This is a genomic window from Abiotrophia defectiva ATCC 49176 (assembly GCF_000160075.2).
Classification (GTDB): domain Bacteria; phylum Bacillota; class Bacilli; order Lactobacillales; family Aerococcaceae; genus Abiotrophia; species Abiotrophia defectiva.
In genome coordinates this window covers 560,115-585,365 of the sequence record NZ_KI535340.1, presented here as the reverse complement: position 1 = coordinate 585,365, position 25,251 = coordinate 560,115, and the positions used below count along the sequence as shown (strand labels likewise).

At 47.5% G+C, this 25,251-nt stretch carries 19 protein-coding genes, 1 riboswitch and 1 other annotated feature; of the genes, 16 read left to right on the top strand and 3 right to left on the bottom strand.

Annotated elements, in window-relative coordinates; all coding sequences use genetic code 11:
- The first annotated feature begins 180 nt into the window (after window positions 1-180).
- The 5 genes from GCWU000182_RS02625 to GCWU000182_RS02605 all read left to right on the top strand — a co-directional run bounded on the left by GCWU000182_RS02625 (window position 181) and on the right by GCWU000182_RS02605 (window position 5,249).
- A complete protein-coding gene (locus tag GCWU000182_RS02625; protein WP_023391191.1) occupies window positions 181-1,413 on the top strand; it encodes an O-antigen ligase family protein in 1,233 nt (410 codons plus the stop codon).
- A gap of 117 nt (window positions 1,414-1,530) precedes the next feature.
- Window positions 1,531-1,797 carry a co-chaperone GroES gene (locus GCWU000182_RS02620; protein WP_035363953.1) on the top strand — a complete coding sequence of 89 codons (267 nt, stop codon included), beginning with the start codon at window positions 1,531-1,533 and terminating at the stop codon, window positions 1,795-1,797.
- A gap of 35 nt (window positions 1,798-1,832) precedes the next feature.
- Window positions 1,833-3,452 (top strand): chaperonin GroEL, encoded by a 1,620-nt coding sequence (groL, locus tag GCWU000182_RS02615; RefSeq protein ID WP_023391189.1) that lies wholly within the window; start codon window positions 1,833-1,835, stop codon window positions 3,450-3,452.
- A gap of 163 nt (window positions 3,453-3,615) precedes the next feature.
- Complete coding sequence (locus GCWU000182_RS02610) at window positions 3,616-4,386, top strand: hypothetical protein (RefSeq protein WP_023391188.1); 771 nt, start codon at window positions 3,616-3,618, stop codon at window positions 4,384-4,386.
- 170 nt (window positions 4,387-4,556) lie between these two features.
- Window positions 4,557-5,249 (top strand): DUF6796 family protein, encoded by a 693-nt coding sequence (locus GCWU000182_RS02605; RefSeq protein WP_023391187.1) that lies wholly within the window; start codon window positions 4,557-4,559, stop codon window positions 5,247-5,249.
- A 42-nt stretch (window positions 5,250-5,291) separates the two neighbouring features.
- Here GCWU000182_RS02605 and uvrC read toward each other — a convergent pair whose 3' ends face one another.
- A complete protein-coding gene (gene uvrC, locus GCWU000182_RS02600) occupies window positions 5,292-7,106 on the bottom strand; it encodes an excinuclease ABC subunit UvrC (RefSeq protein WP_023391186.1) in 1,815 nt (604 codons plus the stop codon).
- A gap of 176 nt (window positions 7,107-7,282) precedes the next feature.
- On the opposite strand from uvrC, the gene GCWU000182_RS02595 reads away from it, so the two are divergent.
- The 5 genes from GCWU000182_RS02595 to GCWU000182_RS02575 all read left to right on the top strand — a co-directional run bounded on the left by GCWU000182_RS02595 (window position 7,283) and on the right by GCWU000182_RS02575 (window position 12,116).
- Window positions 7,283-8,053 carry a hypothetical protein gene (locus GCWU000182_RS02595; RefSeq protein ID WP_023391185.1) on the top strand — a complete coding sequence of 257 codons (771 nt, stop codon included), beginning with the start codon at window positions 7,283-7,285 and terminating at the stop codon, window positions 8,051-8,053.
- A gap of 22 nt (window positions 8,054-8,075) precedes the next feature.
- Window positions 8,076-9,227 carry an alpha/beta fold hydrolase gene (locus GCWU000182_RS02590; protein WP_023391184.1) on the top strand — a complete coding sequence of 384 codons (1,152 nt, stop codon included), beginning with the start codon at window positions 8,076-8,078 and terminating at the stop codon, window positions 9,225-9,227.
- A 39-nt stretch (window positions 9,228-9,266) separates the two neighbouring features.
- Window positions 9,267-10,481, top strand: coding sequence for an acetyl-CoA C-acyltransferase (locus tag GCWU000182_RS02585; protein ID WP_023391183.1), 1,215 nt, complete (start codon window positions 9,267-9,269; stop codon window positions 10,479-10,481).
- Window positions 10,482-10,619: 138 nt separating this feature from the next.
- A complete protein-coding gene (locus tag GCWU000182_RS02580; RefSeq protein ID WP_023391182.1) occupies window positions 10,620-11,465 on the top strand; it encodes a DegV family protein in 846 nt (281 codons plus the stop codon).
- A 27-nt stretch (window positions 11,466-11,492) separates the two neighbouring features.
- Window positions 11,493-12,116 (top strand): CDP-alcohol phosphatidyltransferase family protein, encoded by a 624-nt coding sequence (locus GCWU000182_RS02575; RefSeq protein ID WP_023391181.1) that lies wholly within the window; start codon window positions 11,493-11,495, stop codon window positions 12,114-12,116.
- Window positions 12,117-12,171: 55 nt separating this feature from the next.
- On the opposite strand, the gene GCWU000182_RS02570 is transcribed toward GCWU000182_RS02575, so the two are convergent.
- Window positions 12,172-12,972 (bottom strand): hypothetical protein, encoded by an 801-nt coding sequence (locus GCWU000182_RS02570; RefSeq protein ID WP_023391180.1) that lies wholly within the window; start codon window positions 12,970-12,972, stop codon window positions 12,172-12,174.
- Window positions 12,973-13,034: 62 nt separating this feature from the next.
- Window positions 13,035-13,123: riboswitch (SMK box riboswitch) on the top strand.
- Here GCWU000182_RS02570 and metK point away from each other — a divergent pair.
- Window positions 13,121-14,302, top strand: coding sequence for a methionine adenosyltransferase (gene metK / locus GCWU000182_RS02565; protein WP_035363952.1), 1,182 nt, complete (start codon window positions 13,121-13,123; stop codon window positions 14,300-14,302). It overlaps the preceding riboswitch by 3 nt.
- A gap of 42 nt (window positions 14,303-14,344) precedes the next feature.
- Here metK and GCWU000182_RS02560 read toward each other — a convergent pair whose 3' ends face one another.
- Window positions 14,345-14,914 (bottom strand): tRNA (mnm(5)s(2)U34)-methyltransferase, encoded by a 570-nt coding sequence (locus GCWU000182_RS02560; RefSeq protein ID WP_023391178.1) that lies wholly within the window; start codon window positions 14,912-14,914, stop codon window positions 14,345-14,347.
- A 137-nt stretch (window positions 14,915-15,051) separates the two neighbouring features.
- Between GCWU000182_RS02560 and GCWU000182_RS09550 the strand changes: the two genes are divergently transcribed.
- From GCWU000182_RS09550 to pepV, 5 genes are all read left to right on the top strand, one after another.
- On the top strand, window positions 15,052-17,037 hold the full coding sequence (locus GCWU000182_RS09550; RefSeq protein WP_023391177.1) for a LysM peptidoglycan-binding domain-containing protein: 1,986 nt from the start codon (window positions 15,052-15,054) through the stop codon (window positions 17,035-17,037).
- 29 nt (window positions 17,038-17,066) lie between these two features.
- Window positions 17,067-17,268 (top strand) — a binding site (T-box leader).
- A gap of 62 nt (window positions 17,269-17,330) precedes the next feature.
- Entirely contained in the window at window positions 17,331-19,739 is a 2,409-nt protein-coding gene (gene leuS, locus GCWU000182_RS02545; RefSeq protein ID WP_035363951.1) for a leucine--tRNA ligase, read from the top strand.
- 13 nt (window positions 19,740-19,752) lie between these two features.
- Complete coding sequence (locus tag GCWU000182_RS02540) at window positions 19,753-23,094, top strand: putative polysaccharide biosynthesis protein (RefSeq protein ID WP_035363950.1); 3,342 nt, start codon at window positions 19,753-19,755, stop codon at window positions 23,092-23,094.
- Window positions 23,091-23,822: a pseudouridine synthase gene (locus GCWU000182_RS02535; protein ID WP_023391174.1), complete on the top strand. Its 732-nt coding sequence runs from the start codon at window positions 23,091-23,093 to the stop codon at window positions 23,820-23,822. Before GCWU000182_RS02540 ends, GCWU000182_RS02535 begins: the two co-directional genes overlap by 4 nt.
- 18 nt (window positions 23,823-23,840) lie before the next feature.
- Window positions 23,841-25,250: a dipeptidase PepV gene (gene pepV / locus GCWU000182_RS02530; protein WP_023391173.1), complete on the top strand. Its 1,410-nt coding sequence runs from the start codon at window positions 23,841-23,843 to the stop codon at window positions 25,248-25,250.
- The last annotated feature ends 1 nt before the right edge of the window (window position 25,251 follow it).

The following is a 25,251-nucleotide window of genomic DNA, read 5'->3' as shown; positions in this document are numbered from 1 at the left end:
AAATTTGCTGGCTCATACCCTATCTATCAATAGATAGATTGATAGATAGGGTGAGGATTAAGCTAGCAGAAAAGAAGATGCTGATGACAGATTTTACTTATAGGATGATTGGAAATTTCCGGCCAAATAGGGTAAAATAAGAAGGTAATAATTGACCCTGATCAACGAGGAGTAGCTTATATGGAAACTACTGAAAGCAAGCAGGCGACGCGTCTTAGCTTACGTGATATCATGTCTCAGCCTGCGCTCATTATGATTTTTGTAAGTATCTTAATTCTTTTTCCTTTTTATATTAGTGTGCCAGCGGCGGTGATAGCCGTGGGCTTGATTTTCTGGAAGTACCGGCGACGTTTAGGCAAGATTGCCCTAGGAACGGGCTGGTTCGGCGCCGGAGCCATCTTTAGCTTTATGATTGCTTTTGCCAACCGTAACCAATATGGTATCTGGGCAGCCATTGGTTTTATCCTAGTTTGGACCTTCTTCCGGATTTATCGCAATTTTGTCACGCCTGATCTACTGATTAAAATGCTGAATATCATTGGCTTAGGTAGCATTGGAACTAGTCTCTATGCTATCTATCACTACCAAGTCTTTATAGCCAGTCATGGCTTCCCGCTAGATTATATTGTGCGGGATCCTAACCCAAAGCATCGGGCTATGTCCACCCTCTTTAATGCCAACTATTATGGGCTCTTCTGTATTTTTGCCCTTCTGATAGGGGCCTACCTCTTTGTTAAGGCCGGCACGAAAAAGGCTAAAATCTGGTATGGTCTCAGCATGGTCTTGAATGTGGTTGGCATCTTGCTGACCGCCTCTCGCATGGCCTTGCCGGCTCTGGTAGTGGGAACCATCACCTTTGTCTTCTTCATTAACCGGCGCCTAGTCCTCTGGCTAGGTGGAATTGGGTTGGCAGGGACTTGCTTGGTCTTCTTCTTCCCAGAACTCCTGGCGCGCTTTACCTCGGCTTCCTTCTCTCATAGCTTGGAAGAGCGGGAAATGATTTGGCGGGCGGCTTGGGGCATCTTCACCGATTATCCTTTAACAGGGCGGGGACCTATGTCCTACTTCAGTTTCTTCTACCTCTATGGTGGTAAGGGACAACCTCACGCCCATCAGATTTTCCTGGAGTTCCTCTCTTCTTATGGTCTCTATGGGACGGCAATCTACTTGATTGGGACGGTTGGCTACTTCCGTGAGCGGGTGGCTCTCTGGTTCAAACCAGAAGTTCAAGCTGAGATTGGGCTAGTGACCGCCATGATTGTCACCGTCTTGGTCCATGGCCTCAGTGACGTTGCGGTCATGTGGTTACAGACTGGCTATATCTTCCTCTTCATCGTAACTTGTCCAGTGGCAGTTTGGGAAGCCTTAGCTTCTTATCGCTCAGAAGATGGCTATCTAAAAATTAAATCATAAGTTTCAAAAAGCAAGTGCCTATCACTTGCTTTTTTGACTATTTTAGACTATTATAAAAGAGTGGTTAGCACTTGAGGCGTTTGAGTGCTAAGTTTCAGAATGAATGGAGGAAATCCCATGTTAAAACCATTAGGAAAACGACTGGTAATTGAAGTAGCCCCAGCAGAAGAAAAAAGCGTTGGAGGCTTGATTTTATCTAGCGCCGCCCAAGAAAAACAAGAGACCGGGACGGTCCTAGCAATCAGCAAGGAAGTAGCAAATGCTGGCGAAGTCGCAGTCGGCGACCGCGTTGTCTTTGAATCTTATGCAGGCGTGACCGTTAAGCAAGACGGCCAAGAATATTTAGTGATTGAATTAGACCATGTCTTGGCAGTTTTAGGCTAAGCACAAGGCAGAGAATAGAAAAGGAGTGACTCTTGATGGCAAAAGAATTGAAATTCTCAGAAGACGCTCGCGCAGCTCTCTTGCGTGGGGTAGATATTTTAGCAAACACAGTCAAAACAACCTTAGGGCCTAAGGGCCGTAATGTGGTCTTAGACAAGACCTTTGGCTCCCCTTTGATTACCAATGATGGGGTAACCATCGCACGTGAAATCGAATTAGAAGACCGCTTCGAAAACATGGGGGCGCAATTGGTGCTAGAAGTGGCTAGCAAGACCAATGATGTAGCGGGTGACGGGACCACGACTGCAACTGTCTTGACCCAAGCCATTGCTAATGAAGGGATGAAGAACGTGACGGCTGGGGCTAACCCAGTTGGCATCCGCCGTGGGATTGACAAGGCTACTAAGGCGGCAGTTGAAGCTTTACAAGCCTTATCTCAACCCGTTTTATCCAAAGAAGCCATTGCCCAAGTAGCCGCAGTCTCTTCTGGCGACCCAGCTATTGGTGACTTGATTGCGGACGCTATGGAACGTGTCGGCAACGACGGTGTGATCACCATTGAAGAATCTAAGTCAATCGAGACGGAATTATCAGTGGTCGAAGGGATGCAATTTGATCGGGGTTATCTCTCTCAATACATGGTAACCGATAATGAGAAGATGGTTGCTGAATTGGAAAATCCTGTTATCTTCGTGACCGACCGCAAGATTACCAACATCCAAGATGTTTTACCACTCTTGGAAGGCATTATGCAATCTGGTCGTCCGCTCCTTATTATTGCGGAAGATGTAGACGGCGAAGCCTTGCCAACCTTAGTCCTCAACAAGTTGCGTGGGACCTTGAACGTGGTGGCCGTTAAGGCACCTGGCTTTGGGGACCGTCGTAAGGCCATGTTGGAAGACATCGCAGTCTTGACCGGGGCAACCGTTGTTTCAGAAGAATTAGGTTTTGAACTTAAGGATGCGAACGTAGAACATCTAGGTCATGCCGGTAAAGTAACGGTAACTAAGGACTCTACCACTATCGTAGAAGGGGCAGGCAACAAGCAAGCCATCGCAGACCGTATTGCGGTCATTCGCGCTCAAGCAGAAGAAAGCACCTCAAGCTTCGACAAGGAAAAACTCCAAGAGCGTTTAGCTAAATTGTCAGGTGGGGTAGCCGTTATTAAAGTAGGGGCAGCCACTGAAACTGAGCAAAAAGAACGCAAACTCCGCATCGAAGACGCCCTCAACGCGACCCGTGCGGCCGTGGAAGAAGGGATCGTGCCTGGTGGGGGTACTGCCTTGGTTAACGTTCAAGAAATCGTGGCAGCAGTTGAAGCTGAAGGCGACGAAGCAACTGGGGTTAAGATTGTAGCCCGTGCTTTGGAAGAACCAGTTCGTCAGATTGCAGCTAACGCTGGTAAGGAAGGCTCTGTCATTGTGGACACCCTCCGCCGCTCTGAAAAAGGGGTAGGTTATAACGCCGCAACTGATGTCTTTGAGAACATGATTGAAGCAGGGATTGTGGATCCAACCAAGGTAACCCGTTCTGCCCTTCAAAATGCAGCCTCTGTAGCAGCCTTGCTCTTAACGACAGAAGCCGTTGTAGCAGACATTCCAAAGGAAAGCCCTGATATGCCAGCCGGAATGGGCGGCATGCCAGGTATGATGTAATAAATTTGGCTGAGACCTTGGGCTCAGCCTTTTTTGATAAGCAGTCTAGCTCTCTGAAGCAATCATTAAATCTGCTTAGTTTAGATAACTAAAATCTGCTTGTCTTTATCAGGTAATAATGGTTAAATAGAATTATAAGACTACCGGTAGGGAGGGCAAGAAAATGAAGAAATTTCTTAGTTTAATGTATGTTGTTCTGTTAATAATCGGTTTATCGCCCATAAAAACAGTTGCTGCAACAAATGAATCGAATTCAGCTTCCGTAGATATACAAAAGGAAGAAGAAGAGCGAGCAGCTTATTGGAAAAGTTTGGAGGAATTTACAGATACCAAAGTACAAAAAGAACTATTCTATCGTTTACTTAAGGCAGAGCCAATCCCGATTGAAAAGGGTCAAGAGACCTACCTGAAGTTAGCAGATATTACTAAACCTGATGGGACAGATATGACCAAGAAAAGAGCATACATACTTCCAAACAATTGGAAGATGGATAAGGATCTTACTAAGAAGGATAATAAAGATATGACTTTTATAGTGAAGGCAGAAGAGTCACCGATTGCCTTTTTTACGCAGCTTTATAGTCTGGATCTTTTCACTGGTTCAGCACCGGAAGGTGATGAAGTTTGGGAACAGGCGGAGTTAAAAAGATTTATGAAGGGGCAAGATGGTAAGAACTTTATTTTGGACGAAACCGTTGAAATAGGTGGTAAAACATGGAATGTAGGTTTTGAGATGCCTATAGGTCCTCAAAGTCGTATGCTTGCTGGCCTTGTTTTCTATCGACTCGAGGATCATGGTGAATCCTATAAGTCGGTAATTGCGGGTTCATTAATTTATGTCCCTTATGATGACTTACGATATGAGGATGAAACTAAAAAAGCAGTTGGTCAGCTTAAGACTATTCTTCAGCGCGTCAGTGAAGCTAATGATTAGTCAGCATCATAAGATAGGTAATTGAAGAGGAGAGTTGTTTTTTTCAGCAATTCTCCCATCTACTACTAATCACCCTCTTTAGGGCTGAGACCTTGGTCTCAGCCTTTTTGTTATCTAAAAGATAGAGGGTGTGCTAGACTGAGAGTAACAAGTGTGGAGGAGGGATTTTGATGACTTTAGTGCAGGTTTCATTTTTTGCAGGCCTTTTTGGGGCCCTGGCCTGGTTAGTGGGCGATATATTATTAGTAGGTTTTGCGCCGGTGACAGAAGAAGACTTGGCCCGCTACCAAGCAGGGGGCTTGACCAATTTACGCCTGGCTCTTTATATGAGATCAGGGGCAGATCGCCGTTTGCGCTGGGGTGTTTGGCTGGCTCAATTTTCTATTTGGTTGCCTCTGCTTAGTCTCTATGGCCTCTGGCAAATGGCTCAACCAGTAAGGGGCTTGGTCTGGGCCGGAATGCTTTGCCTTTTCATCGGCTTCAGTCTGTCCCCTTTGGCCCATGGGGCTTTCTATGTAATCGCCATTCTAGGCAAGGCATATTGCCGGGATTACGCAGAGGCAGGAAAGGCCAATGAGCAGTTGATTGAGGCGCTCAATCGAGCTAATCACTTACTCAATGTGACCTGGCTATCGGCCCTTCTTGTGACCTGTTTGGGTTGGGCCCTGTATGGTTGGGCCATTGTGACCGACCAGACCCAGTGGCCGACTTACTTTCTACTAGCCACCCCGCTGGTGACCACGCCAATTTGGCTGGGCCTTAGCCATTACATCATCCGCCGGTGGACACCTCTCTTTAATGGTGCTGCCCTTAACTTAGCCTGGGTCAGCTTTTATGCCTTGGCTCTCTGGCTCCTCACTTAAAATCATGGCATGCAAAAAGGACTGAGCTTAGGCTCAGTCCTTTTATTTGCTTAGATAGGCGATAATTCGTTCAGCTAGTTCAGCCCTTACACCAAGCTTGGCGTAGTCCTCAATCGAGGCTTCCTTCATAGCCTTGAGGGACTTGAAGTGCTTGAGCAATTTAGTGCGGGTCACCTTACCCACGCCAGGGATGGCATCTAACTTAGAGGCAAATTGTTGCTTGCTCCGTACCTGACGGTGATAGGAAATGGCGTAACGGTGAACTTCTTCTTGGATTCGTTGGATATAGTGGAAGACAGGCGACTGGCGGTCTAGCTCTACCAGCTCCTCGCTATAGCCATTCATAAGGGAAGCAGTCCGGTGTTTGTCGTCTTTGACCATGCCGGCGACAGGGATGGAGAGGCCTAGTTCCTTTTCAATCACCTGGCGGGCTGCCCGGACCTGGACCTTGCCCCCATCCATCAAAATCAGGTTAGGCAGGGGCTGTTCTTCGCGTAATAAACGCGAATAGCGGCGACGAATAACCTCTTGGGTGTGGGCAAATTCATTGGTTTGGTTAGATTCCTTGATTTTGAATTTGCGGTAACTCTTGCGGTCTGGCTTGCCTTCTTTGTAGACTACCATACCTGACACCAGGCCAGTCCCCGAAATGTTGGAATGGTCAAAGGCTTCGATATGATAGGCCAGAGGGATGCCCAAGGCTGCCGCCAAATCTTCGCTGACACCACGAGTTTGTTGGGCCTGGATGTCCAAGAGGTTGAGGCGTTCGTTGAGTGCTAGCTGGCTGTTCTTAGCGCAAAGGTCCAACATGGACTTTTTCTTGCCTCGCTGAGGCGTGCTAATGGGAATGGAAATCACTTGCGATAACAAGTCCTTGTCAACATCTTCAGGCACTAAGATAGCTTTAGGAAGTAGGTGATTCTCTTCCTGATAGAAGCGGGCAATAAAGGTCGTCAACTCTTCATCAGGATCCGTATAAGCTGGGTAAATGGCGGCCTCACGTTTGAGAATGCTGCCTTGTCTGAGCATGAAGACCTGGATAGAAATCCAACCCCGTTGGAAGTCATAGGCGAAGACATCTGTATTGTCGTAGTCCTGGCTCATAATAATCTGACGCTCGATAGTGGTCTCAATGTATTGGAGTTGGTCCCGGTAGTCAGCGGCCTGCTCGAAGTCCAGACGCTCGGCGGCTGCCTGCATCTTGTCCTTGAGCTGAGTCATAATGGGTTGAATATCGCCGTTGAAGAATTGCTTAATCTTCTGAATCTGTTGCTCGTACATGTCCTTGGTGACTTCATGATCACAGGGGCCAATGCACTGACCTAGATGATAATAGAAGCAAGCCCGCTTCTCATTTTTACCACAGCGACGTAGGGGATAGACCCGATGTAAGAGTTGCTGGGTCTGGGTAGCTGCTCCTACATTAGGGAAGGGGCCAAAGTAGAGACCGCCGTCCTTGGTCACATTGGATGTGATGATGAGCTGAGGATGGCGTTCCTTGGTGATTTTAAGGTAGGGGTACATGGTCCCTTCCTTGAGTCGAATATTAAAAGGCGGCTTATACTGTTGAATCAGATTGATTTCCAGCAAAAGTGCTTCCTTATTACTGTTGGTGATGATGATCTCGAAGTGGTCGATTTCTGACACTAGTTTGGTAGTTTTGGTATCGTGAGCGCCACGGAAATAGGAGCGCACCCGGTTTTTAAGGTTCTTGGCCTTGCCGACATAGAGAATCTGGTCAGCCGCATCTTTCATGAGATAGCAACCGGGTAAGTCTGGCAAGAGCTTGAGCTTGGCTTCAATCCGTTCTTGAACCTTGGCCCGTTCTTGGGCAGTCTGGGACTGGGCATCCGTCATGGGGGTCCTCCTTCCTTTAATCTGGGGCTGGGAGCCCCGTTTACTCTACACATTATACGCGTTTTTAGGACTTGGGACAAATGTCCTGTTCAAATCTTAAGAAAGGGTAAATCTCAGTCATCAAGATTGAAATCTCTGTCAGAATTGCCTAAGATGGTAGAAGAAGGAGACTGACCATGAAAAAACGATCTACGACCCCTTTGAAGTTAGCGGCGATTATTGTCGTCATCTGCCTGGCCCTCTTTGCCAGACGGGATATGATTCAGGCTGTCTGGCAGGATCATAGCCTCAGCCGACCGCAAGCCATGCTGACTATTGCCCAAAAATTATTGAATATTCCACAAAATAAGCCTCAGGATAATCAGTCCCATGTCATTCAATCTGGGGCCAACCAAGAACCCCATCAAGTAGCAGCTAATGTTACGACTAGCCCTATATATCAGAAGGCTGCTCGTACAGCTCAAACCTTCAATCAGGGCTTAGATTTGACTAGCCTGAACCAGGCCTTTGTTGCTCAAGTCAACCAACATCGGAACCAAGTAGGTTGGCCTGAGATTCAGGTCGGCCACCAACTTGCTACAGGGAGTCAAACTCGGGTTCGTCAATTATCTGATTATTATTACTTGAGTAGCCGGACCTTAGATGGGCAAGATTTCCGGACGGCGCATCCAACTATTGAAGATGCTAATTCCAGATTAGGGGAATCTACCTTTGAACTCTATATTGCAGCGGATGATGTTCATCTAGATACATGGCGCCAGCACCCTGATATTTTGGCTGACTACCTCTATAAGGCCTTTGCTAAAATGGAAGGACAGGATACAAGCGCCTATATTGCCAGTCAATATGTGACCCTCTACGCTCAGCCTAGCGACCAATTGGTTGGCGACGTGGCCTACGTGCGTTTGGTGGCAGTTGTCACCTCCGATACACTGGCCAGTCCTTAATTCAACTTGAAGGAGCCCCACCATGATCTCACCTTATGCTTATCTATTGCCCGGTCTAGTCGGCCTGGGGCTAGCGACTTGGACCTATGGCCAGGTCTACCAGCGTCGACATGGTCTCAAGTCAAGTAATGACCGCGAGCAAGTTTATGACGTCACCCACTGGCAGGCTCAGGCTAGTAGCCAACATGCTTGGTTATCGCAAGCCCAGTTCGACCAAGAAATGACAGACTGGGTGCAACCTTATCTGGCACAACATGGTCAGTCTGAGACGATTACCTTAGCAGACGGCCAGACTTTAGCCTTTGATTTCTATCCTCATGCTGAGGCTCAGGCTACTCTCCTAATCATCCATGGTCTCAATGAGTTCAAGGAAAAATTTCGGGAGTTAACCTATTACTGGCATCAGGAAGCCTGTCAGGTCATTGCAGTGGACCTAAGAGGGCATGGCGCTAGTGGTCCCTATGGTCCCAAATCCAGCATTCATAGCCAGCATTTTGATCAATACGCTGAGGACCTGGCTAGCCTTTTGGACTATTTAGGTAAGCAAGGAAAACTACAAGGCCCCTTAGTCCTATTCGGCCACTCCATGGGTGGGGCGGTCGCGACTCGCCTCTGCCAACTCTATCCCGGCTTGGCTCAAGGTCTCATCCTTTCCTCGCCTATGTTGGCCATCGACACAGGCAAGATTCCTTTTGCCTATGCGCATTTATTAAGTCGACTAGTCTGCTCTTTTGGTGGTGGCAAGGCTTATGCTCCGCGTCAGGGGGCCTTTGATCCTGACCGTCATAGCCAGTATCCCCGCCAAAATCGTTGGACCACTCAATATGAACGTGGCCAGTATTTCCATAATTGGCATTTAAGCAACCATCCGATTCCTAGCTGGGGCGCAACTTGGTCCTGGCTAGCAACCAGTTTAGCTAGCTCGCGCAAGATTTTGTCACGCCGAGGTCTTGCCCAGCTTACTTTACCAGTCTTGATCTGGCGGGCGGAGCTTGACGACCATGTTCTAGCTAGTGGCATTCATGGCTTGGCGTCGAGCCTTGCGCAAGCCCAAGCCTACTGTGTGCCGGCGCGCAAGCATGAATTGTATTTGGAGGATGATGCCTTCATTCAAGCTTATGTCACCTGCATTCGTCATTTTATTGCCAGTCTTGCGCCAGCAAGTGGCCATTAATTCAGAATTCATTGAACTTTGAACTAAAGGGAGTTACATATGACACGCGTATATATTACAGAAGTCAAGCGCTCGGCTATCGGCCGCTACCTTGGCGCCTTATCCAATCTCAGTCCGTTAGACTTAGGTAGCCAAGTACTCCGGGCAGTCTTAGAATCCGACCAAGTACCAGTAGAAGCCATTGAAGAAGTGATCGTTGGGAATGTCCTATCGGCTGGCCATGGTCAAAACCTAGCTCGTCAAATCGCGCTAGAGGCAGGACTGCCGATGACGACTCCAGCCTACACTGTCAACATGGTATGTGGGAGTGGCTTGAAAGCAGTCTATGAAGGCTATACCAAAATTAAAGCCGGCGAAAACCAGGCCCTGATTGTAGGTGGCGTGGAAAGTATGAGCCAGGCAGCCTTTGTCTTAGATGGTAAATCTCGTAAAGGGCTGGCTTATGGTGGCAGCCCTCTAGTGGATACCCTCTATCGAGACGGCTTGTCTGATGCCTTTGGGGGCTATGCTATGGGCGTAACGGCAGAGAATTTGGCTCAGCAATATGATATTAGTCGCCAAGCTCAAGATGCTTATGCCTATCAGTCTCAAGTCAAGGCTCAAGCCGCTCAACAGGCAGGCCTCTTTGACCAAGAAATTGTAGCGGTGACAGAAGTCGACCGCAAGGGCAATCGCCAAGTGATTGATCGAGATGAGTATATTAACTATAAAACTAGCCCTGAGAAATTAGCTGGTTTGCGCCCTGCCTTCCAGAAAGAGGGGACAGTAACAGCCGGTAATGCGTCAGGTATTAATGACGGCGCAGCCTTTCTCTGCTTGGTGAGTCAAGAAATCGTAGACCGCTACCAGCTGACACCACTGGCGGAAGTCCTAGGTTTTGGTCAGGCAGGGGTGGATCCTAGCCTTATGGGAATTGGCCCTGTAGGGGCTATCGAGCAGGTTTTAGCGCGTACTGGCGTGCCTTTTGAATCAGTTGACCGCTTTGAACTCAATGAGGCTTTTGCGGTTCAAGCATTGGCTGTCTCACGTGATTTAGTAGCCCATCACGGGGTATCAGCTGAATGGTTGGCTGAGCGGACCAATGTCCATGGCGGGGCAATTGCCTTAGGCCATCCTATTGGGGCTTCAGGCGTCCGAGTCTTAGCGACGCTCTGTCATGAGCTGGTTCGTTCTGAGAGTCAATATGGCCTTGCCTCCCTTTGTATTGGCGGGGGTATGGGGATTGCCAGCCTGATTAAACGATATCAAGCTTAGTTAATTATCAAGCCAAGAGGCTGGGCATTACCAGTTCTAAACATCCTAAAATAAAAAGAGAGTCCCACGCGTGATTTTGTTTGCAAGTTGCCGTGGGCTTTTATATACTTAGGGAGAAGACAGAGGGAGGAATTACCTATGAAATGGAAGTTAGTAGCCGATTCAGGCGCGACTATCTCGCCGGACCTGTTTGCAGGGACGGATGTCGCTTTTGAATTAGTACCTTTAATGATTAATATTGGCACTCAGGTATATGTGGATGATGCCAACTTAGATATGGCAACTTTTGTAAAGGATATGCAAGACAGCAAGGAGGCCTCTTCGACTGCTTGTCCGTCTCCTCAAGCTTATGCCAATGCCTTCGAGGGGGCAGAAAATGTTATCTGCTTTACCCTCTCAAGTGGCTTATCAGGTTCTTATAATAGCGCCCAGCTTGGTCGCAATATGGCTTTGGAAGAAAATCCATTGGCTAATATCTATATCTTTGACTGCTTATCTGCCGGGACAGAGAACGACCTCTTGATTGCTAAGGGCTTGGAGTTGGTAGAATCTGGTTTGGATTTTGACCAAGTGGTAGCTAGCCTGAAGGATTATCACCAGAAGACGGATGTGGTCTTCATCTTGGAGTCAGTAGATAACTTGGTCAAAGCCGGCCGTGTCAATCGTCTAGTCGGCGGTATGATTGGTCTCTTAGGCATTCGCCTGATTGGGGTTCGTACACCTGAAGGTAAGATTGAGATTGGGACTAAGTCAAAGGGGAGCAAGCGGGCTGTGAAAGCAACCGTGGAAGAAATGCTCAAGCATGGCTACCAAGGTGGTAAGGTGGCGATTTCTCATAGCGACAATCCAGAAGTGGTTGAAGCGGTGAGTGCTTTGCTGCGTGAACACTATCCTCAAGCTCAAATTGAGGTGGTAGATTTTAATGGACTCTGCACATTCTATGCCCATTATCACGGCTTGATTATTGGCTTCGAGAAAGCCTAATTCACTATAAGAAAGAAGGGTATCTGTATGTTTATTGGAAAGTTGCACCGCTCTAACCTGGTGCTATTAGCTAGTTTGTTTTTTGCCGCTACAGGGATTGGTTTTGCCTTTCATGGTGAACTACAGTATGCCCTAGTCTCTTTAATGATTGCTGCTATCATTGATTTCTTCGTTAGCAGTGTGATGCGGCAGTTTCAGTCAACGGTGTCCGAGGCCGCCTTTGGTAAGGAATTGAAGACCTTAAGTAATTTCTTGATTTACGGCGTTTTGCCAGCTGTTTATATGATGGCAGTCGCGAAAGCTGGGGGCTTAAGTTTAGTTGTATTTGCTTTCTATATTTTGGCAGTAGGGACTCGTTTGGCTTATTTTAACCAGTCTACTCAATTCCAGGAACCTCAAGACAAAAGCTTCACTACTGGCTTGCCACTTGAGTTAGGAACGATTGTGATTCCATTAGTATCGCTCTTAGGTTTTCTCTTGCCCCTGAATATCTTTCAGATCTTTCTAATGCTGATTTATCTTGTGCTGGGATTTGCCTATGTCTATAAGGTTAAAATTCCGCGCTTACCTAAGCAATGGCTTTTCTATCTAGTAGCGCTGGAAGCCTTGCTTTGCGTGGTTTGGCTCTTCCTTGGCAAGTTTGGCGCTTAATTCTAAGCAAGCAAAAAAGCGGCACCTTCAAGTGAAGGTGCCGCTTTTAATATGTCTAGAAGCAATAAGCGCAAGCATATAAGAGACTAATCAGCAGGTAAGTTGTGCTGAGATAGTTAAGTTTATTTTGGCTTTGGTTATGTTGTTGAGTTTGGACCAAGAGAGGGGCTAAGGTCAAGACGCTCCCGGCGATAAAGAGGAGTTGGAGCATGAAATAAGATTTGGATGGGAAACTTAAGTAGGTCCCAGCAGCCACAGCTACTAGGCTCAAGATAAGCACTAGACTAGTTTTTAAGCCATGTGGCATAACGGAAGGGTGTCCTGTTACCTGACTAACTAGACTATTGCCTTCAGCTTGAAAGGCCAGTTGTAAGGCTGCCAGAGGCAGGAGGCTGATGAGGAAGCCGGTCGTGATGGTCCCAGTTTGGCTGAAGTAGGCTAGGTTATTGACAATGAAGGCCTGGAAGAAGACATTCAGAACTAACTGGTAGAGGCTGTTGGTCAGATTATAAGGATAATGCTGAATGTGGGTATAGGCGATATAGAGGAGGAGCAAGAGGTTAGCCCCCCAATGATGCTGCCACATAAAGCCCACGGTTGCTGCCCAGAGCAGAATTTCCATAGCGTACAGGATCACTGGCGAGCTAGCATTGGCCTTGCGGGTATTGAAGCGAACGAAAAAGTAGTGGTCAATCAACTGACTGCTGACTAAAATCAGGTAGAGATAGCCCAAGGCTAACCAGTTGATTTCGGTAGTGTGGTACATCCCTACGATTAAACCATATATCCCAAAGCCTAGTGGCGCCAGGAAGATTCGAATGAGGGGATGTCTTAGAAAGTGTGCAAAGTGTTTCATAGCTAATCCTCTTTTTTCGACATTTTTTACTATCTATATCTACTATACTAATGTATAATGGAGTCAGTTACAACAATAAATTCCCGATGGGATTCATTTTCTTAATGAAGTTGCCTTGTAACCAATCTACAAAATGGGGGAAATTACTATGGAAAGAAAGTTGTTTACATCTGAATCGGTGACGGAAGGACACCCAGATAAAGTTGCCGATCAAATTAGTGATGCCATCTTAGATGCCATCTTGACACAAGACCCACTAGCCCGGGTGGCCTGCGAGACCGCGGTCAATACCGGCTTGGTATTGGTCTTCGGGGAAGTCAGCACGACTGCCTATGTCGATATCCAACAAATTGTACGCGAAACTATTAAGGGCATTGGCTATAATTCAAGTGATTATGGCTTTGATGGCGATAATGTGGCCGTCTTAGTCGCGCTTGACGAGCAATCGCCTGATATAGCTCAGGGGGTAGATGCTGCCATTGAAACCCGGGACGAAGCAACCGATCAATTGATTGGGGCAGGTGACCAAGGGCTCATGTTCGGTTATGCCTGTGATGAGACGGAAGAATTTATGCCATTGCCAATCGCGCTTAGCCATCGCCTAGCTAAACGTCTGAGTGAGGTGCGTAAGTCTAGCCAATTAGCTTATTTGAGACCAGATGGTAAGTCCCAAGTAACGGTTGAGTACGGAGAAGACGGTCAAGCACTACGGGTGGATACAGTCGTAATTTCGACCCAACATGCGCCTGAAGCAACCTTAGAAACCGTGCGTCAAGACGTGATTGAACAAGTAGTCAAGCCAGTGATTCCGGCACATTTATTAGACGATCAAACCCGCTTCTTAATCAACCCAACCGGTCGTTTTGTCATCGGTGGACCTAAAGGGGATTCCGGTTTGACAGGCCGTAAGATTATTGTCGACACCTATGGTGGCTATGCTCGCCACGGTGGCGGTGCCTTCTCTGGTAAAGATGCGACTAAAGTGGACCGGTCAGCTAGTTACATGGCTCGTTACATTGCTAAGAATATCGTGGCAGCCGGCTTAGCTAAGCGTTGTGAGGTGCAATTGGCTTATGCAATTGGGGTTGCGCAACCCGTTTCTATTCGGATTGAAACCTTTGGAACAGGTGTCGTCTCTGAAAGTCGTCTCGTTCAGGCAGTACGTCAACTCTTTGACTTAACGCCAGATGGGATTATCCGCACCTTGGCCTTGCGTCGCCCAATCTATAAACAGACAGCAGCCTATGGTCACTTTGGTCGTCAAGACGTGGTCCTACCATGGGAGCAAGTCAATAAAGTGGATGAACTTAAAGCCGCGATTGCTGAATAAGACAAAATTAAAAGCTGAGACTTAGGTCTCAGCTTTTTTTACTTATTTGATACGTTCGATGATGAGGAGTTGCGGTGGGTTATTCCGTTGGTTGATGAAGCCATAGTGAAGGACTTGGAATTCTTCTTGGGGCCAGCTGGCTAAGGCCTGAAAGAGGGCGTCCTTTTCCTTGGCACCTTCAGGGTGACCGCTGTAAATCACCAAGATGATTTGACCGCCAACCCGAAGTTTGGCTCGAACCTGGTCTAGAGAGGCCAGGGTGGAAGCCTCTTGAGTTGTGATTTGGTGATCGCCACCGGGTAGATAGCCAAGATTATAAATGGCACCACTGAATTGGGGGACCTCAGCTAAAAGCTTATGGATTTGGTCGTGAGAGGCTAGTAAAAGCTGGGCAGACTCCTTGTTGGGCAGCTTAGCTAGGCGTTCCTGGGTCCAAGCCAAGGCCTGATCTTGGATATCAAAGCCCATGACCTGGCCACAAAAGCCTGGTTGACTTAGGATAAAGGCCGTGTCGTGCCCTTTGCCTAGAGTTCCGTCGATATAAACGCCATCTGGAAAACGTTGGATTAAGGCGGCTAAAAGGGTGTGACTGTAGTGTAGAGCGCGTTGCATAGACAAACTCCTTTGTATTACGTGAAAGTTACACAATCGTTAAAAGTAGACGAAAAGGGGGCTAGGCCCCTTTTTTTAGCGAGAGGCTTTCTATATAATGGTATTGTATCATAAAATGGCAGAATGGGGGAATATACGTGAAATTAACGCGTCAAGCGGTGATTAATCGTCGTAAACAAGCACAGCGCCACGAATCAAATAAGAAAATTGCCAAAGTGGTTAATGCAGGCTTAGTCTTATTCGCATCTGCATCTACTTTAAGCACGCTCACTGCACCAAAGGTGACCGTACAAGCTCAAACAGCTACCCAACAAAACTTCTTATCAACTATTGGAGGGTATGCACGCGATATCGCTAAGAATAATGACTTGTATGCCTCTGTAATGATTGCGCAAGCAATTTTAGAATCAGGTTGGGGCCAAAGTGGATTAGCATCAGCACCTAACTATAACTTATTCGGGATTAAGGGTGACTACAACGGTAATTCCGTTCGTATGGACACCTTAGAAGATGACGGTAGTGGTAACTACTATGCTGCTAAGGAACCTTTCCGTAAGTATAGCAACTATGGCGAATCCCTGAATGACTATGCTTCGCTTTTAACAGGGGACAACAATCCTAACAGTTGGCGCTATAAATTCTATTATGGGGCGCGCGTGAGTGCGACCAACTCTTATCAAGACGCAACACAACATTTAACGGGTCGTTATGCGACAGATACTCGTTATGCGTCTAAGCTTAACCAATTAATCCAAACCTATGGTTTGACTCAATATGATGCAGGTGGTTCTAGCACTGCTAGCCCAGCTCGTCCACAAGCCCCAGCAACTGGTGGCGGTTCTTATACCGTTCAAGCAGGTGACAGCTACTGGCGTATTGCTAACAAGTACGGCATTTCGATTGAAGAATTGCAACGCTTGAACGGCACTTCTAGCTACTTCCTCTATCCAGGTCAAAGCTTGGTAGTACCAGGTTCTGCTTCAACTACAAGTGGCTCTGCTTCAAGCTCTACTAGCTCAACAAGCACTAGCTCAGCAGGTGGCAACTATACAGTTCAAGCCGGTGATAGCTACTGGCGTATCGCTAACAAGTACGGGATCTCTATCCAAGAACTCCAACGCTTAAACGGTACATCTGACTACACTCTCCATCCAGGCCAAAGCATTAAAGTGCCAGGTTCAGGGACTAATGCGTCAGCTTCATCAAATAGCTCTTCTGCTTCAACCAGCACAACAAGTGCAGCACCAGCAGCAGGCGGTTCATACACCGTCCAAGCAGGCGATAGCTACTGGCGTATTGCCAACAAGTACGGGATTTCGATCTCAGAACTCCAACGTTTGAACGGCACATCCGACTACAACCTCTACCCAGGTCAAAGCCTTAAGGTGCCAGGTTCAGGGTCATCTTCAAGCGCAAGTGCTTCATCAAACGGCACTTCTACTTCAACTAGCACAACAAGTGCAGCACCAGCAGCAGGCGGTTCATATACTGTCCAGGCAGGTGATAGCTACTGGCGTATTGCTAACAAGTACGGGATTTCAATTTCAGAACTCCAACGCTTGAATGGGACTTCAAACTACTTCTTGTACCCAGGCCAAAGCATTAAAGTGCCAGGCTCAGGTTCAGCAAATGCGACTCCTGCTCCTGCAGCAACCACTGCAAGCACAACATCAGCACCTGCTGAAACACCAGCCCCAGCGCCAAGCACAGGCGGTGGCAACTATACAGTTCAAGCAGGTGACAGCTACTGGCGTATTGCTAACAAGTATGGAATTTCAATTTCAGAACTCCAACGCTTGAACGGGACTTCAAACTACTTCTTGTACCCAGGTCAAAGTATCAAGGTACCAGGTGGTGGCGCCGCTGCTGAAACACCAGCTCCAACTCCTGCACCAGTTAGCCAAACACCAGCTCCTGCAGAGAGCCCAGCGCCAGCAGCTGCTGAAACACCAGCTCCGGCTGCAAACAACGCCAGCCAAGCAAGTGGCGGTTCATATACTGTCCAAGCAGGTGACACCTTGTACTCAATCGCTCGTCGTAATGGGGTAGATGTTTACAAATTGATCGCTAACAATGGGGGGTCCCATTTCATCCAAGTAGGTCAAGTCATCTCATTGAACTAGTCGCTAGTATTTGATATACTAGACTCAATAGTAATTCAATATTGGAATTAGTAGGCGGTACAACTGCTATAGAGAGCTTATGGGTGGTGGAAATAAGCCGGGAGTGCTACTGAACTCATCCAATTGAAGCTAGTCTGAATCTTCAGTAAGACTAGACGTCCGCCGCGTTAAGGCTAGAGATAAGCTATTCTAGCTTAAATTAGGTGGTACCGCGAAACTTTCGCCCTATGTGAACTGTGTTTAACACGGTTTACGTAGGGCTTTTTTTATCAGAAATGCAAGGAGGTTATGTGATGACCTATAATCACAAAGCAATCGAAGAAAAATGGCAAAACTATTGGCGCCAAAATCAAACTTTTAAAACTCAGGAGCGTCCTGGACATCCCAAGTTCTATGCGCTAGATATGTTCCCTTATCCATCTGGTCAGGGCTTGCACGTAGGACACCCAGAGGGCTATACAGCAACAGATGCCGTGGCGCGTATGAAACGGGCACAAGGCTATGATGTCTTGCACCCAATGGGTTGGGATGCCTTTGGTTTGCCTGCTGAACAATACGCTTTGGATACGGGGAATGACCCAGCTGATTTTACTGCTGCCAATATCGAAACTTTCCGCCGTCAAATCAATTCACTTGGTTTCAGCTATGACTGGGAGCGGGAAGTCAATACAACCGATCCTAACTATTATAAATGGACCCAATGGATTTTCTCCAAAATGTACGAAAAAGGCTTGGCCTATGAAGCAGAAGTAGCCGTTAACTGGTGTCCTGCCCTAGGGACCGTCTTGGCGAACGAGGAAGTCATTGATGGTAAATCCGAGCGTGGGGGCCATCCTGTTTACCGTAAGCCAATGAAACAATGGATGCTCAAGATTACAGCCTATGCAGAGCGTCTACTAGAAGATTTGGATCTCCTAGACTGGCCTGAAAGCCTTAAGGAGATGCAACGTAACTGGATTGGTAAATCTGAAGGGGCTTTGATTAACTTTGATATTGTGGGGCACCCTGATCAAGTGCAAGTCTTTACCTCACGTGCAGATACCCTTTTCGGGTCTACATATGTGGTCTTGGCGCCTGAACATGAGTTAGTGGCGAAAGTCACCAGCCCTGAACAGGAAGCCGCTGTAAAAGCCTATGTCGAAGCAGTGGCAACTAAGAGCGATATGGATCGGACCTCTCTTAATAAAGACAAATCTGGTGTCTTCACAGGGGGCTATGTCAAGCATCCCGTAACTGGTGAATCCTTACCAATTTGGATTGCGGACTATGTCTTGGCTTCTTATGGGACCGGGGCGGTCATGGGGGTACCAGCCCACGACGAACGTGACTTCGAATTTGCTAGCAAGTATGAGTTGCCAATTGTGTCCGTAATTGAACATAATGAGTCTGGTTGCTATGAAGGCGATGGGCCGCACATTCATTCTGACTTCTTGAACGGCCTTCATAATGCAGAAGCCATCACAACCATGATTGATTGGTTAGAAGCCAAGGGTAAAGGCCAACGTCAGGTCAACTACCGTCTACGTGACTGGCTCTTCTCACGTCAACGTTATTGGGGCGAGCCTATCCCAGTGATTCATTGGGAAGACGGCAGTATGAGTCTAGTGCCTGAAGATCAATTACCACTTCGTCTGCCAGTGACTGATAAGATTCAACCAAGTGGTACGGGCGAATCACCATTGGCTGCTATTGAAGATTGGGTCAACGTAGTGGATCCAGAGACAGGGCGTAAAGGTCGCCGTGAGACTAACACCATGCCACAATGGGCGGGAAGTTCTTGGTACTATCTCCGTTATATCGACCCACAGAATTCAGAGCGCCTAGCAGATCCAGACAAGTTAGCCAAATGGTTGCCAGTTGACCTCTATATTGGGGGCGCAGAACACGCTGTCTTGCACTTGCTTTACGCGCGTTTCTGGCATAAATTCCTCTACGATTTAGGTGTAGTACCCACTAAGGAACCATTCATGAAACTCTTCAACCAAGGCATGATCTTGGGGACGGACGGCAACAAAATGTCCAAGTCCAAGGGCAATGTGGTCAATCCTGACCATGTGGTTGACCAATACGGGGCAGATACCCTACGTGTCTACGAAATGTTCATGGGACCATTGGATGCTTCTATTGCTTGGAGTGAAAATGGTTTGGAATCTACTCGTCGCTTCCTTGAACGGATTTGGCGTCTCTATGTAGCAGAGGACGGTAGCCTCAGTGAGCGAATCCAAGATGCTGAGAACCCAGCCCTAGAACGTGTCTACCATCAAACTGTCAAGAAGGTAACGGAAGACTATGAAATTCTTCACTTCAATACCGCAATTTCGCAAATGATGATTTTCCTCAATGCAACGAAAGACCAGACCATCATTCCAAAAGCTTATGCTCAAGGCCTGATTCAATTGTTGGCGCCATTGGCTCCACATATTTGTGAGGAAATCTGGCAAAAGCTAGGTCACCAAGACAGCATTTCGCATGTCGCTTGGCCAAGCTATGAGGAAGCTTTGACCATTGAAGATCAGGTAGAAGTTGTAGTTCAAATTAATGGTAAGATTAAGGCTAAGGTCATGGTAGAAGCCAATATGGCAGCAGATGCCTTAGGTGAGTTAGCTCTTAACTTGCCAGAAATTCAAGCACAACTTGAAGGCAAGACCCTACGCAAAGTGGTAGCAATTCCTAACCGATTAGTCAATATCGTAGCAAATTAAGGAGACGATGCAGATGACAGAAAGAGACAAGCGCGATTTAGAGCGCGGCACACCAAGCCCGGATTTACAGGCTTTGTTGGCCGAAGAACAAAACTTGCATGAGACCGTCATCTTTTCCAAAGAAGACATGAAGAAACTACGTCGGCCTAATGTGCAACCAGAAGATGGCGATTACTTTAACCTCAACCTGCCAGCTGACCTGGATTTGGAACTAGACGATGATCAATTTGATGTAGACCCCATCTTCCAAGCAGATGCCGAGCCAACTCCTAGCCAACCAACCGAGAAAAAGGCAGATTGGGTAGTCAATGACTTACCAGCCTGGGAGGAAGAAGCTGAGCCAACGGAGCAAGCTGAAGTTGAGGAAGAACAAGACCAACTCGATGCTAATCTTCCAGAGTTAGAGCTAGAGAGTGCTGAAAGCAGCTCAGTAAGCAATCTTGATTTAGAAGGACAAGACGATCCAAACTACAATCCTTTTATCTATCGTCCAAAACATCCAAAACCTCAGCCGACAGAAGCCAAGGCATCAAAATCGCTTAAGCTACCTCGCTTAGATTTAGACGCTGTCTATGAAGCCCACTATAGCTTAGATCACTTAGACGATTTGGACGCTTATGACCAATTTGGGGCACCAGAATTGACCCCAACCAAGATTGAGCGACTGATGCAAAACTGGTGGCAAGGTATCACGCAAAGAGTCAACAGCCTCAAACCTAAGGAAGAGGCAGCTGCGCCAGAAGACAAATTAGCTGAAGAGCCTGTAGAGGTGGAAGTTAATGACGAGCCTAGTCAGACTGGAAGTCAAGCAGAACCAGAACTCGAAGCAAGTGATACAGAAGTAAAATTAGCTGAAGTTGAAACGATTGAACCAACCGAAGTAAACCTTGCTTCAGAAATGATTGAAAGTTCAGAGCCTAGTCAAGAAGACCAAGAAAATCAAGCTCTATCCCAAGAGGAGGCAGTAGAAGAAGCTGCTGAACTTGATTTGCTAGAGCCTGTTGAGTTGGAAGAAGCCGAGCTAGTTACAGAAGAAGGTAAGCATGATGACCATCAATGGGCGCCGGTATCTGTCTTAGATATAGAGGAGCAAGAGGCGGAGCCAGAAGCTAACTCCGAGCTCGCAGATGATGCAAGCTTAGACTCAGATCAAGTGACTGAGCAAGAGCCTCAAGAAGAGCAAGAAGCTGAGCCAAAACTTAACCTATGGCAACGCCTAGTACGTTGGATTCAAGAAGGCGAACCTAAGGAAGAAGAGGAGTCAGAGTCAGAAGCAACTTCTCAAGAGGCTTCCCAAACGAGTCAAGCTTCTGATGAGTCAGATTCTGACCATGATGAAGATGATAGTCAAGGTGGTGCCAGCCTAACAGCTTCGGAGCAAGAAGTAGAGCCAGAGGCTGAACATGACGCCTCAGAACTTGAAACCGGCTCTGATACCTCCCCTAGTTCAGATTTTGATTTGGAACTAGAAGAAGAGGCGGTGGCTAGCCGCCCGGAGCCTCAAGCGGCGCGTCCGACGGAAAGACCTCAGACCGCCAGTCCTCAAAGCCCATCTCTAGGCCAACAACTAGCCTTTGACTTAACGGACACCCAGGCGATTACGCCAGAGGCCATTCAAGCCTACAGTGACCAGGTTAGCCAGGCTACTCAGGTCTTTACGGAGCCTATTCTGACGGACCAGGTTCTAGAAGAATACCTGAATGAAGATGACGTCACCATTGAGGCGGAACTTAATGAGAAGCAAACCATCGTCAAAGGGGCGACTTGGCTGACTTTCGGGAACATCTTCTCCCGGATTTTGGGTGCCATTTATGTCATTCCTTGGGCGGCTTGGTTAGGGGCAGACTACCTCAATGCCAATACTTTATATAGTGCGGGTTACCAACCTTATGCACTATTCCTAGCTATTGGGACGGCAGGTTTTCCAAGTGCCATTGCCAAACAAATGGCCTACTATCACTCCAAAAAGCAATACCGTTTTGCCGACCAACTCTTTAAGGCAAGTATGATTGTCATGAGTTTGATGGGCTTGGTTACAGCTACCGCGCTCTTCTTCGTAGCGCCGGCCTTAGCAGCAGCGACGCCAACCATTGACCATGCGGCAGCCACTTTGGTTATTCGTTCCTTAGTACCACCGCTAGTTATCTTGCCAGTCATGAGTCTTTTACGGGGCTATTTCCAAGGCTACAATAACATGGTGCCAACAGCTGTATCCCAAATTCTGGAACAAATTGCTCGCGTCTTCTATATGTTGGCAGCGACTTATGCTGTCATGAAGCTCTTCAATGGGGCAGCGACAACAGCGGTTATCCATTCGACTTTTGCAGCCTTTATCGGGGCGGCGGTGTCACTGGTCTACTTGATTTTCGTCTATCTTCGTCGCTTGCCGATGATTAAGGCTTTAATCGCGACGGATCAATCCCGTGATGAATTCGATTTAATGAAGACCCTGCGGATTATGCTTATAGACTCTGTTCCTTTCATCCTGGTAGGATCCGGTATTATTATCGCGCAAAACATCGATACCTATACTTTCGGCCAGATTATGGGTTACACTTCTAGCCTCTTGCGTAGTGAAATCGCGGAACTCTATGGGGTGCTGAGTCTAGACGTCAATAAGCTGATTATGATTATCATTTCCTTGGCTATTGGGATTTCCCTGTCTTCTCTGCCAGCCATCACCAAACGTTTTGCTGAACAGGATAAGGAAGGGACGGGAGATTTAATTCAGCACGTTATCTTACTCTTCAGCTTTGTGATGTTGCCAGCCGCAGTTGGTATGGCAAGTATTCCAACCGAAGTTTATCAACTTTTCTATGCTAATGGGAGTCATTCAGGGCCAGGTCTTCTGGTGACGGCCTCCTACATGTCAATTATCTTGGGGCTCTATACCATTCTATCAACCATTCTCCAAGCCATGAATTTCCGTCGTCTCTCCATCTGGCATCTCTTGATTGGTTTAGTCGTCAAAGTTGTCCTGCAATTCCCACTTGTGGCCCTCTTCCAAGCACAAGGAACCTTCCTATCGACAGGCCTTGCCTTCTTGGTATCATCCTTACTCATGTGGCGGACCATCCACAAGTCGGTACCTTTACGCTATAGCGAAATGACACCAAAACTTGTTAAGATGTTAGTGGGGACAGCCTTGATGGGGGTTAGCACTAGCATCTGGGCTCAAGTCTTGAACGGCCTCATGGGGCCAGTTGGACGAGGCATGACTTTCGTCAAGGTCATCTTGGTTGTCTTGGTAGGTGTCTTCGTCTACATGACAGTAATGGCCCTCTTTGGCCTCTTACCAATCCTCTTCGGTTCGCGTAAGAAAGACTTGCAAGATAAGATGAGGTTCTTCTCATGAGAATTGAGAAATATTTGGCGGATACGGGCTGGGGCAGTCGGAAAGACATCAAGCAATTGCTAGCCCAAAAAATCGTCACTATCAATGATCAGGTTTGCAGCAAGGGCGGCACGCAAGTGACACCCGGTAGCGACTGCGTTGCTGTAGGGGGCCAATTGGTCCCCTATCAGCGATATCACTATTATTTACTTAACAAACCAGAGGGGATTTTGTCTGCCACAGAAGATCGACACCATCAGACCGTTATTGACTGGCTAGGAGAAGGTTACCAACATCTGGACCTCTTCCCTGTTGGTCGTTTAGACATTGACACAACTGGCCTTTTGCTACTCACCAATAATGGGCAGCTCGCCCACCAGCTTTTGTCGCCTAAGAAGAAAGTGGATAAAACCTATACTGCCACCATTCGAGGTTTGGTGGACCAGGCGGATATCGCGGCCTTTGAGGCGGGGCTGGACTTGGGTGATTTTACTAGCTTGCCAGCTGAGTTGACGGTTTTAAGTCAAGATGTGGATCAAGGCACCAGCCAAATTCAGGTTATTATTCAGGAAGGTAAATTCCATCAAGTGAAGCGTATGTTCCAAGCCGTCGGCAAGGAGGTTCTGAGCCTCCATCGCTTGGCCATGGGGCCCCTGCGTTTAGAGTCAGATTTAGCCCATGGCCAGTGGCGCTCCTTGACTGAGCAAGAGGCGCAAGCTCTCGAGCCGTATGGCTATGTGGCAGAATAAGTTTTTAGGAGGTAGACTATGACAAAGATTAATTGGTTACAAGAAGTCGAAGCGCGTAAAGAGGCGCTCTTCGCAGATTTATTCCGTTTATTGAAGGTGCCTTCTGTCCGTGAGGACGACAAGGCGACGCCAGAGGCGCCAGTAGGACCTGGACCTAAGGCGGCCTTGGAAGAATTTCTCAACATGGCACAAGAAGATGGCTTTGAAACTAAGCAATTTGGTCCTTGGGCTGGACGTGTGGAAGTTGGGTCAGGGGATCAGCTAGTTGGTATTCTGGGCCACGTCGATGTGGTACCCGTAGGAACTGGCTGGGATACCGATCCTTTTGAACCAGTGGTGAAAGATGGCCGTATCTATGCTCGTGGCTCTAGCGATGACAAGGGGCCAACAGTGGCAGCTTACTTCGCGCTTAAACTCTTACGTGAATTAGGTTTAGAACTTAACCAACGCCTTCACTTAATCGTCGGGACGGACGAAGAGAGTGGCTGGCAATGTATGGATTATTACTTCAAACACGCTGAAATGCCAGACTATGGCTTCTCACCAGATGCCATTTTCCCAATCATTAACGGTGAGAAAGGTAACGTGTCAGCGACCTTTAACTTCCAAGCTGGGGCTAAGGCGGCTGGAGCTAACCACTTAGTTAGCTTCGAAGCAGGCTTGCGTGAAAACATGGTGCCTCAAGACGCAACGGCTGTCGTTGAAAGTGCTAATTTAGCCGAGCTAGTGGTAGACTTTGAGTCCTTCCTCTTAGAACATCAATTAGGTGGCCAAGTGCAATTGCAAGGCAACCAAGCGACCTTCTCCTTGATTGGGAAGGCAGCCCACGGTTCGACACCAAGCAAAGGGGTCAATGCGGCAACCTTCTTGGCTAAGTACCTACACCGTTTTGAATTTGATCAAGAAGGTGCAGAGAGCTTCCTTCATCTTTTAGCGGACCATCTTCATCTGGATTTTGAAGGGGTTAACTTAGGCCTGGCTCACCGTGATCCCGTCATGCAAGAATTGACCATGAACGTGGGCTTGGTTAACTACCAAGACGATAAAGGTGGTAGCGTCGTCGCTAACTTCCGTTATCCAAAAGGCACTGACCCAGAAAAAATGGCAGCCCAAACTGCTCAACGTTTGGCTGGCCATGATTTAAGTATCGAATGGGGCGAGTTCAAGGAGCCACACTATGTGTCAGTTGATGACCCAATGGTTAAGGAATTGTTAGCAGTCTATGAAGAGCAGACTGGCCTTGAAGGACACGAAATGACCATCGGTGGCGGGACCTATGGTCGCCTGATGCCACGTGGGGTAGCCTACGGTGCCTTGTTCCCGGATTCCATTGACACTATGCACCAAGCTAATGAATTTATTGCGATTGATGACTTACTTAAGGCAACAGCTATCTATGCTGAAGCTATCTACCGTATTACACGCTAGG

Bases quoted from the DNA above. Each gene is read 5' to 3' on its own strand.
- GCWU000182_RS02560 (WP_023391178.1), bottom strand. From the start codon at position 14,914: ATGCAACGCGCTCTACACTACAGTCACACCCTTTTAGCCGCCTTAATC.
- GCWU000182_RS02585 (WP_023391183.1), top strand. From the start codon at position 9,267: ATGACACGCGTATATATTACAGAAGTCAAGCGCTCGGCTATCGGCCGC.
- GCWU000182_RS02580 (WP_023391182.1), top strand. From the start codon at position 10,620: ATGAAATGGAAGTTAGTAGCCGATTCAGGCGCGACTATCTCGCCGGAC.
- GCWU000182_RS02625 (WP_023391191.1), top strand. From the start codon at position 181: ATGGAAACTACTGAAAGCAAGCAGGCGACGCGTCTTAGCTTACGTGAT.
- pepV (WP_023391173.1), top strand. From the start codon at position 23,841: ATGACAAAGATTAATTGGTTACAAGAAGTCGAAGCGCGTAAAGAGGCG.
- GCWU000182_RS02620 (WP_035363953.1), top strand. From the start codon at position 1,531: ATGTTAAAACCATTAGGAAAACGACTGGTAATTGAAGTAGCCCCAGCA.
- metK (WP_035363952.1), top strand. From the start codon at position 13,121: ATGGAAAGAAAGTTGTTTACATCTGAATCGGTGACGGAAGGACACCCA.
- GCWU000182_RS02575 (WP_023391181.1), top strand. From the start codon at position 11,493: ATGTTTATTGGAAAGTTGCACCGCTCTAACCTGGTGCTATTAGCTAGT.
- GCWU000182_RS02610 (WP_023391188.1), top strand. From the start codon at position 3,616: ATGAAGAAATTTCTTAGTTTAATGTATGTTGTTCTGTTAATAATCGGT.
- groL (WP_023391189.1), top strand. From the start codon at position 1,833: ATGGCAAAAGAATTGAAATTCTCAGAAGACGCTCGCGCAGCTCTCTTG.
- GCWU000182_RS02570 (WP_023391180.1), bottom strand. From the start codon at position 12,972: ATGAAACACTTTGCACACTTTCTAAGACATCCCCTCATTCGAATCTTC.
- GCWU000182_RS02540 (WP_035363950.1), top strand. From the start codon at position 19,753: ATGACAGAAAGAGACAAGCGCGATTTAGAGCGCGGCACACCAAGCCCG.
- leuS (WP_035363951.1), top strand. From the start codon at position 17,331: ATGACCTATAATCACAAAGCAATCGAAGAAAAATGGCAAAACTATTGG.
- GCWU000182_RS02590 (WP_023391184.1), top strand. From the start codon at position 8,076: ATGATCTCACCTTATGCTTATCTATTGCCCGGTCTAGTCGGCCTGGGG.
- uvrC (WP_023391186.1), bottom strand. From the start codon at position 7,106: ATGACGGATGCCCAGTCCCAGACTGCCCAAGAACGGGCCAAGGTTCAA.
- GCWU000182_RS02605 (WP_023391187.1), top strand. From the start codon at position 4,557: ATGACTTTAGTGCAGGTTTCATTTTTTGCAGGCCTTTTTGGGGCCCTG.
- GCWU000182_RS02535 (WP_023391174.1), top strand. From the start codon at position 23,091: ATGAGAATTGAGAAATATTTGGCGGATACGGGCTGGGGCAGTCGGAAA.
- GCWU000182_RS02595 (WP_023391185.1), top strand. From the start codon at position 7,283: ATGAAAAAACGATCTACGACCCCTTTGAAGTTAGCGGCGATTATTGTC.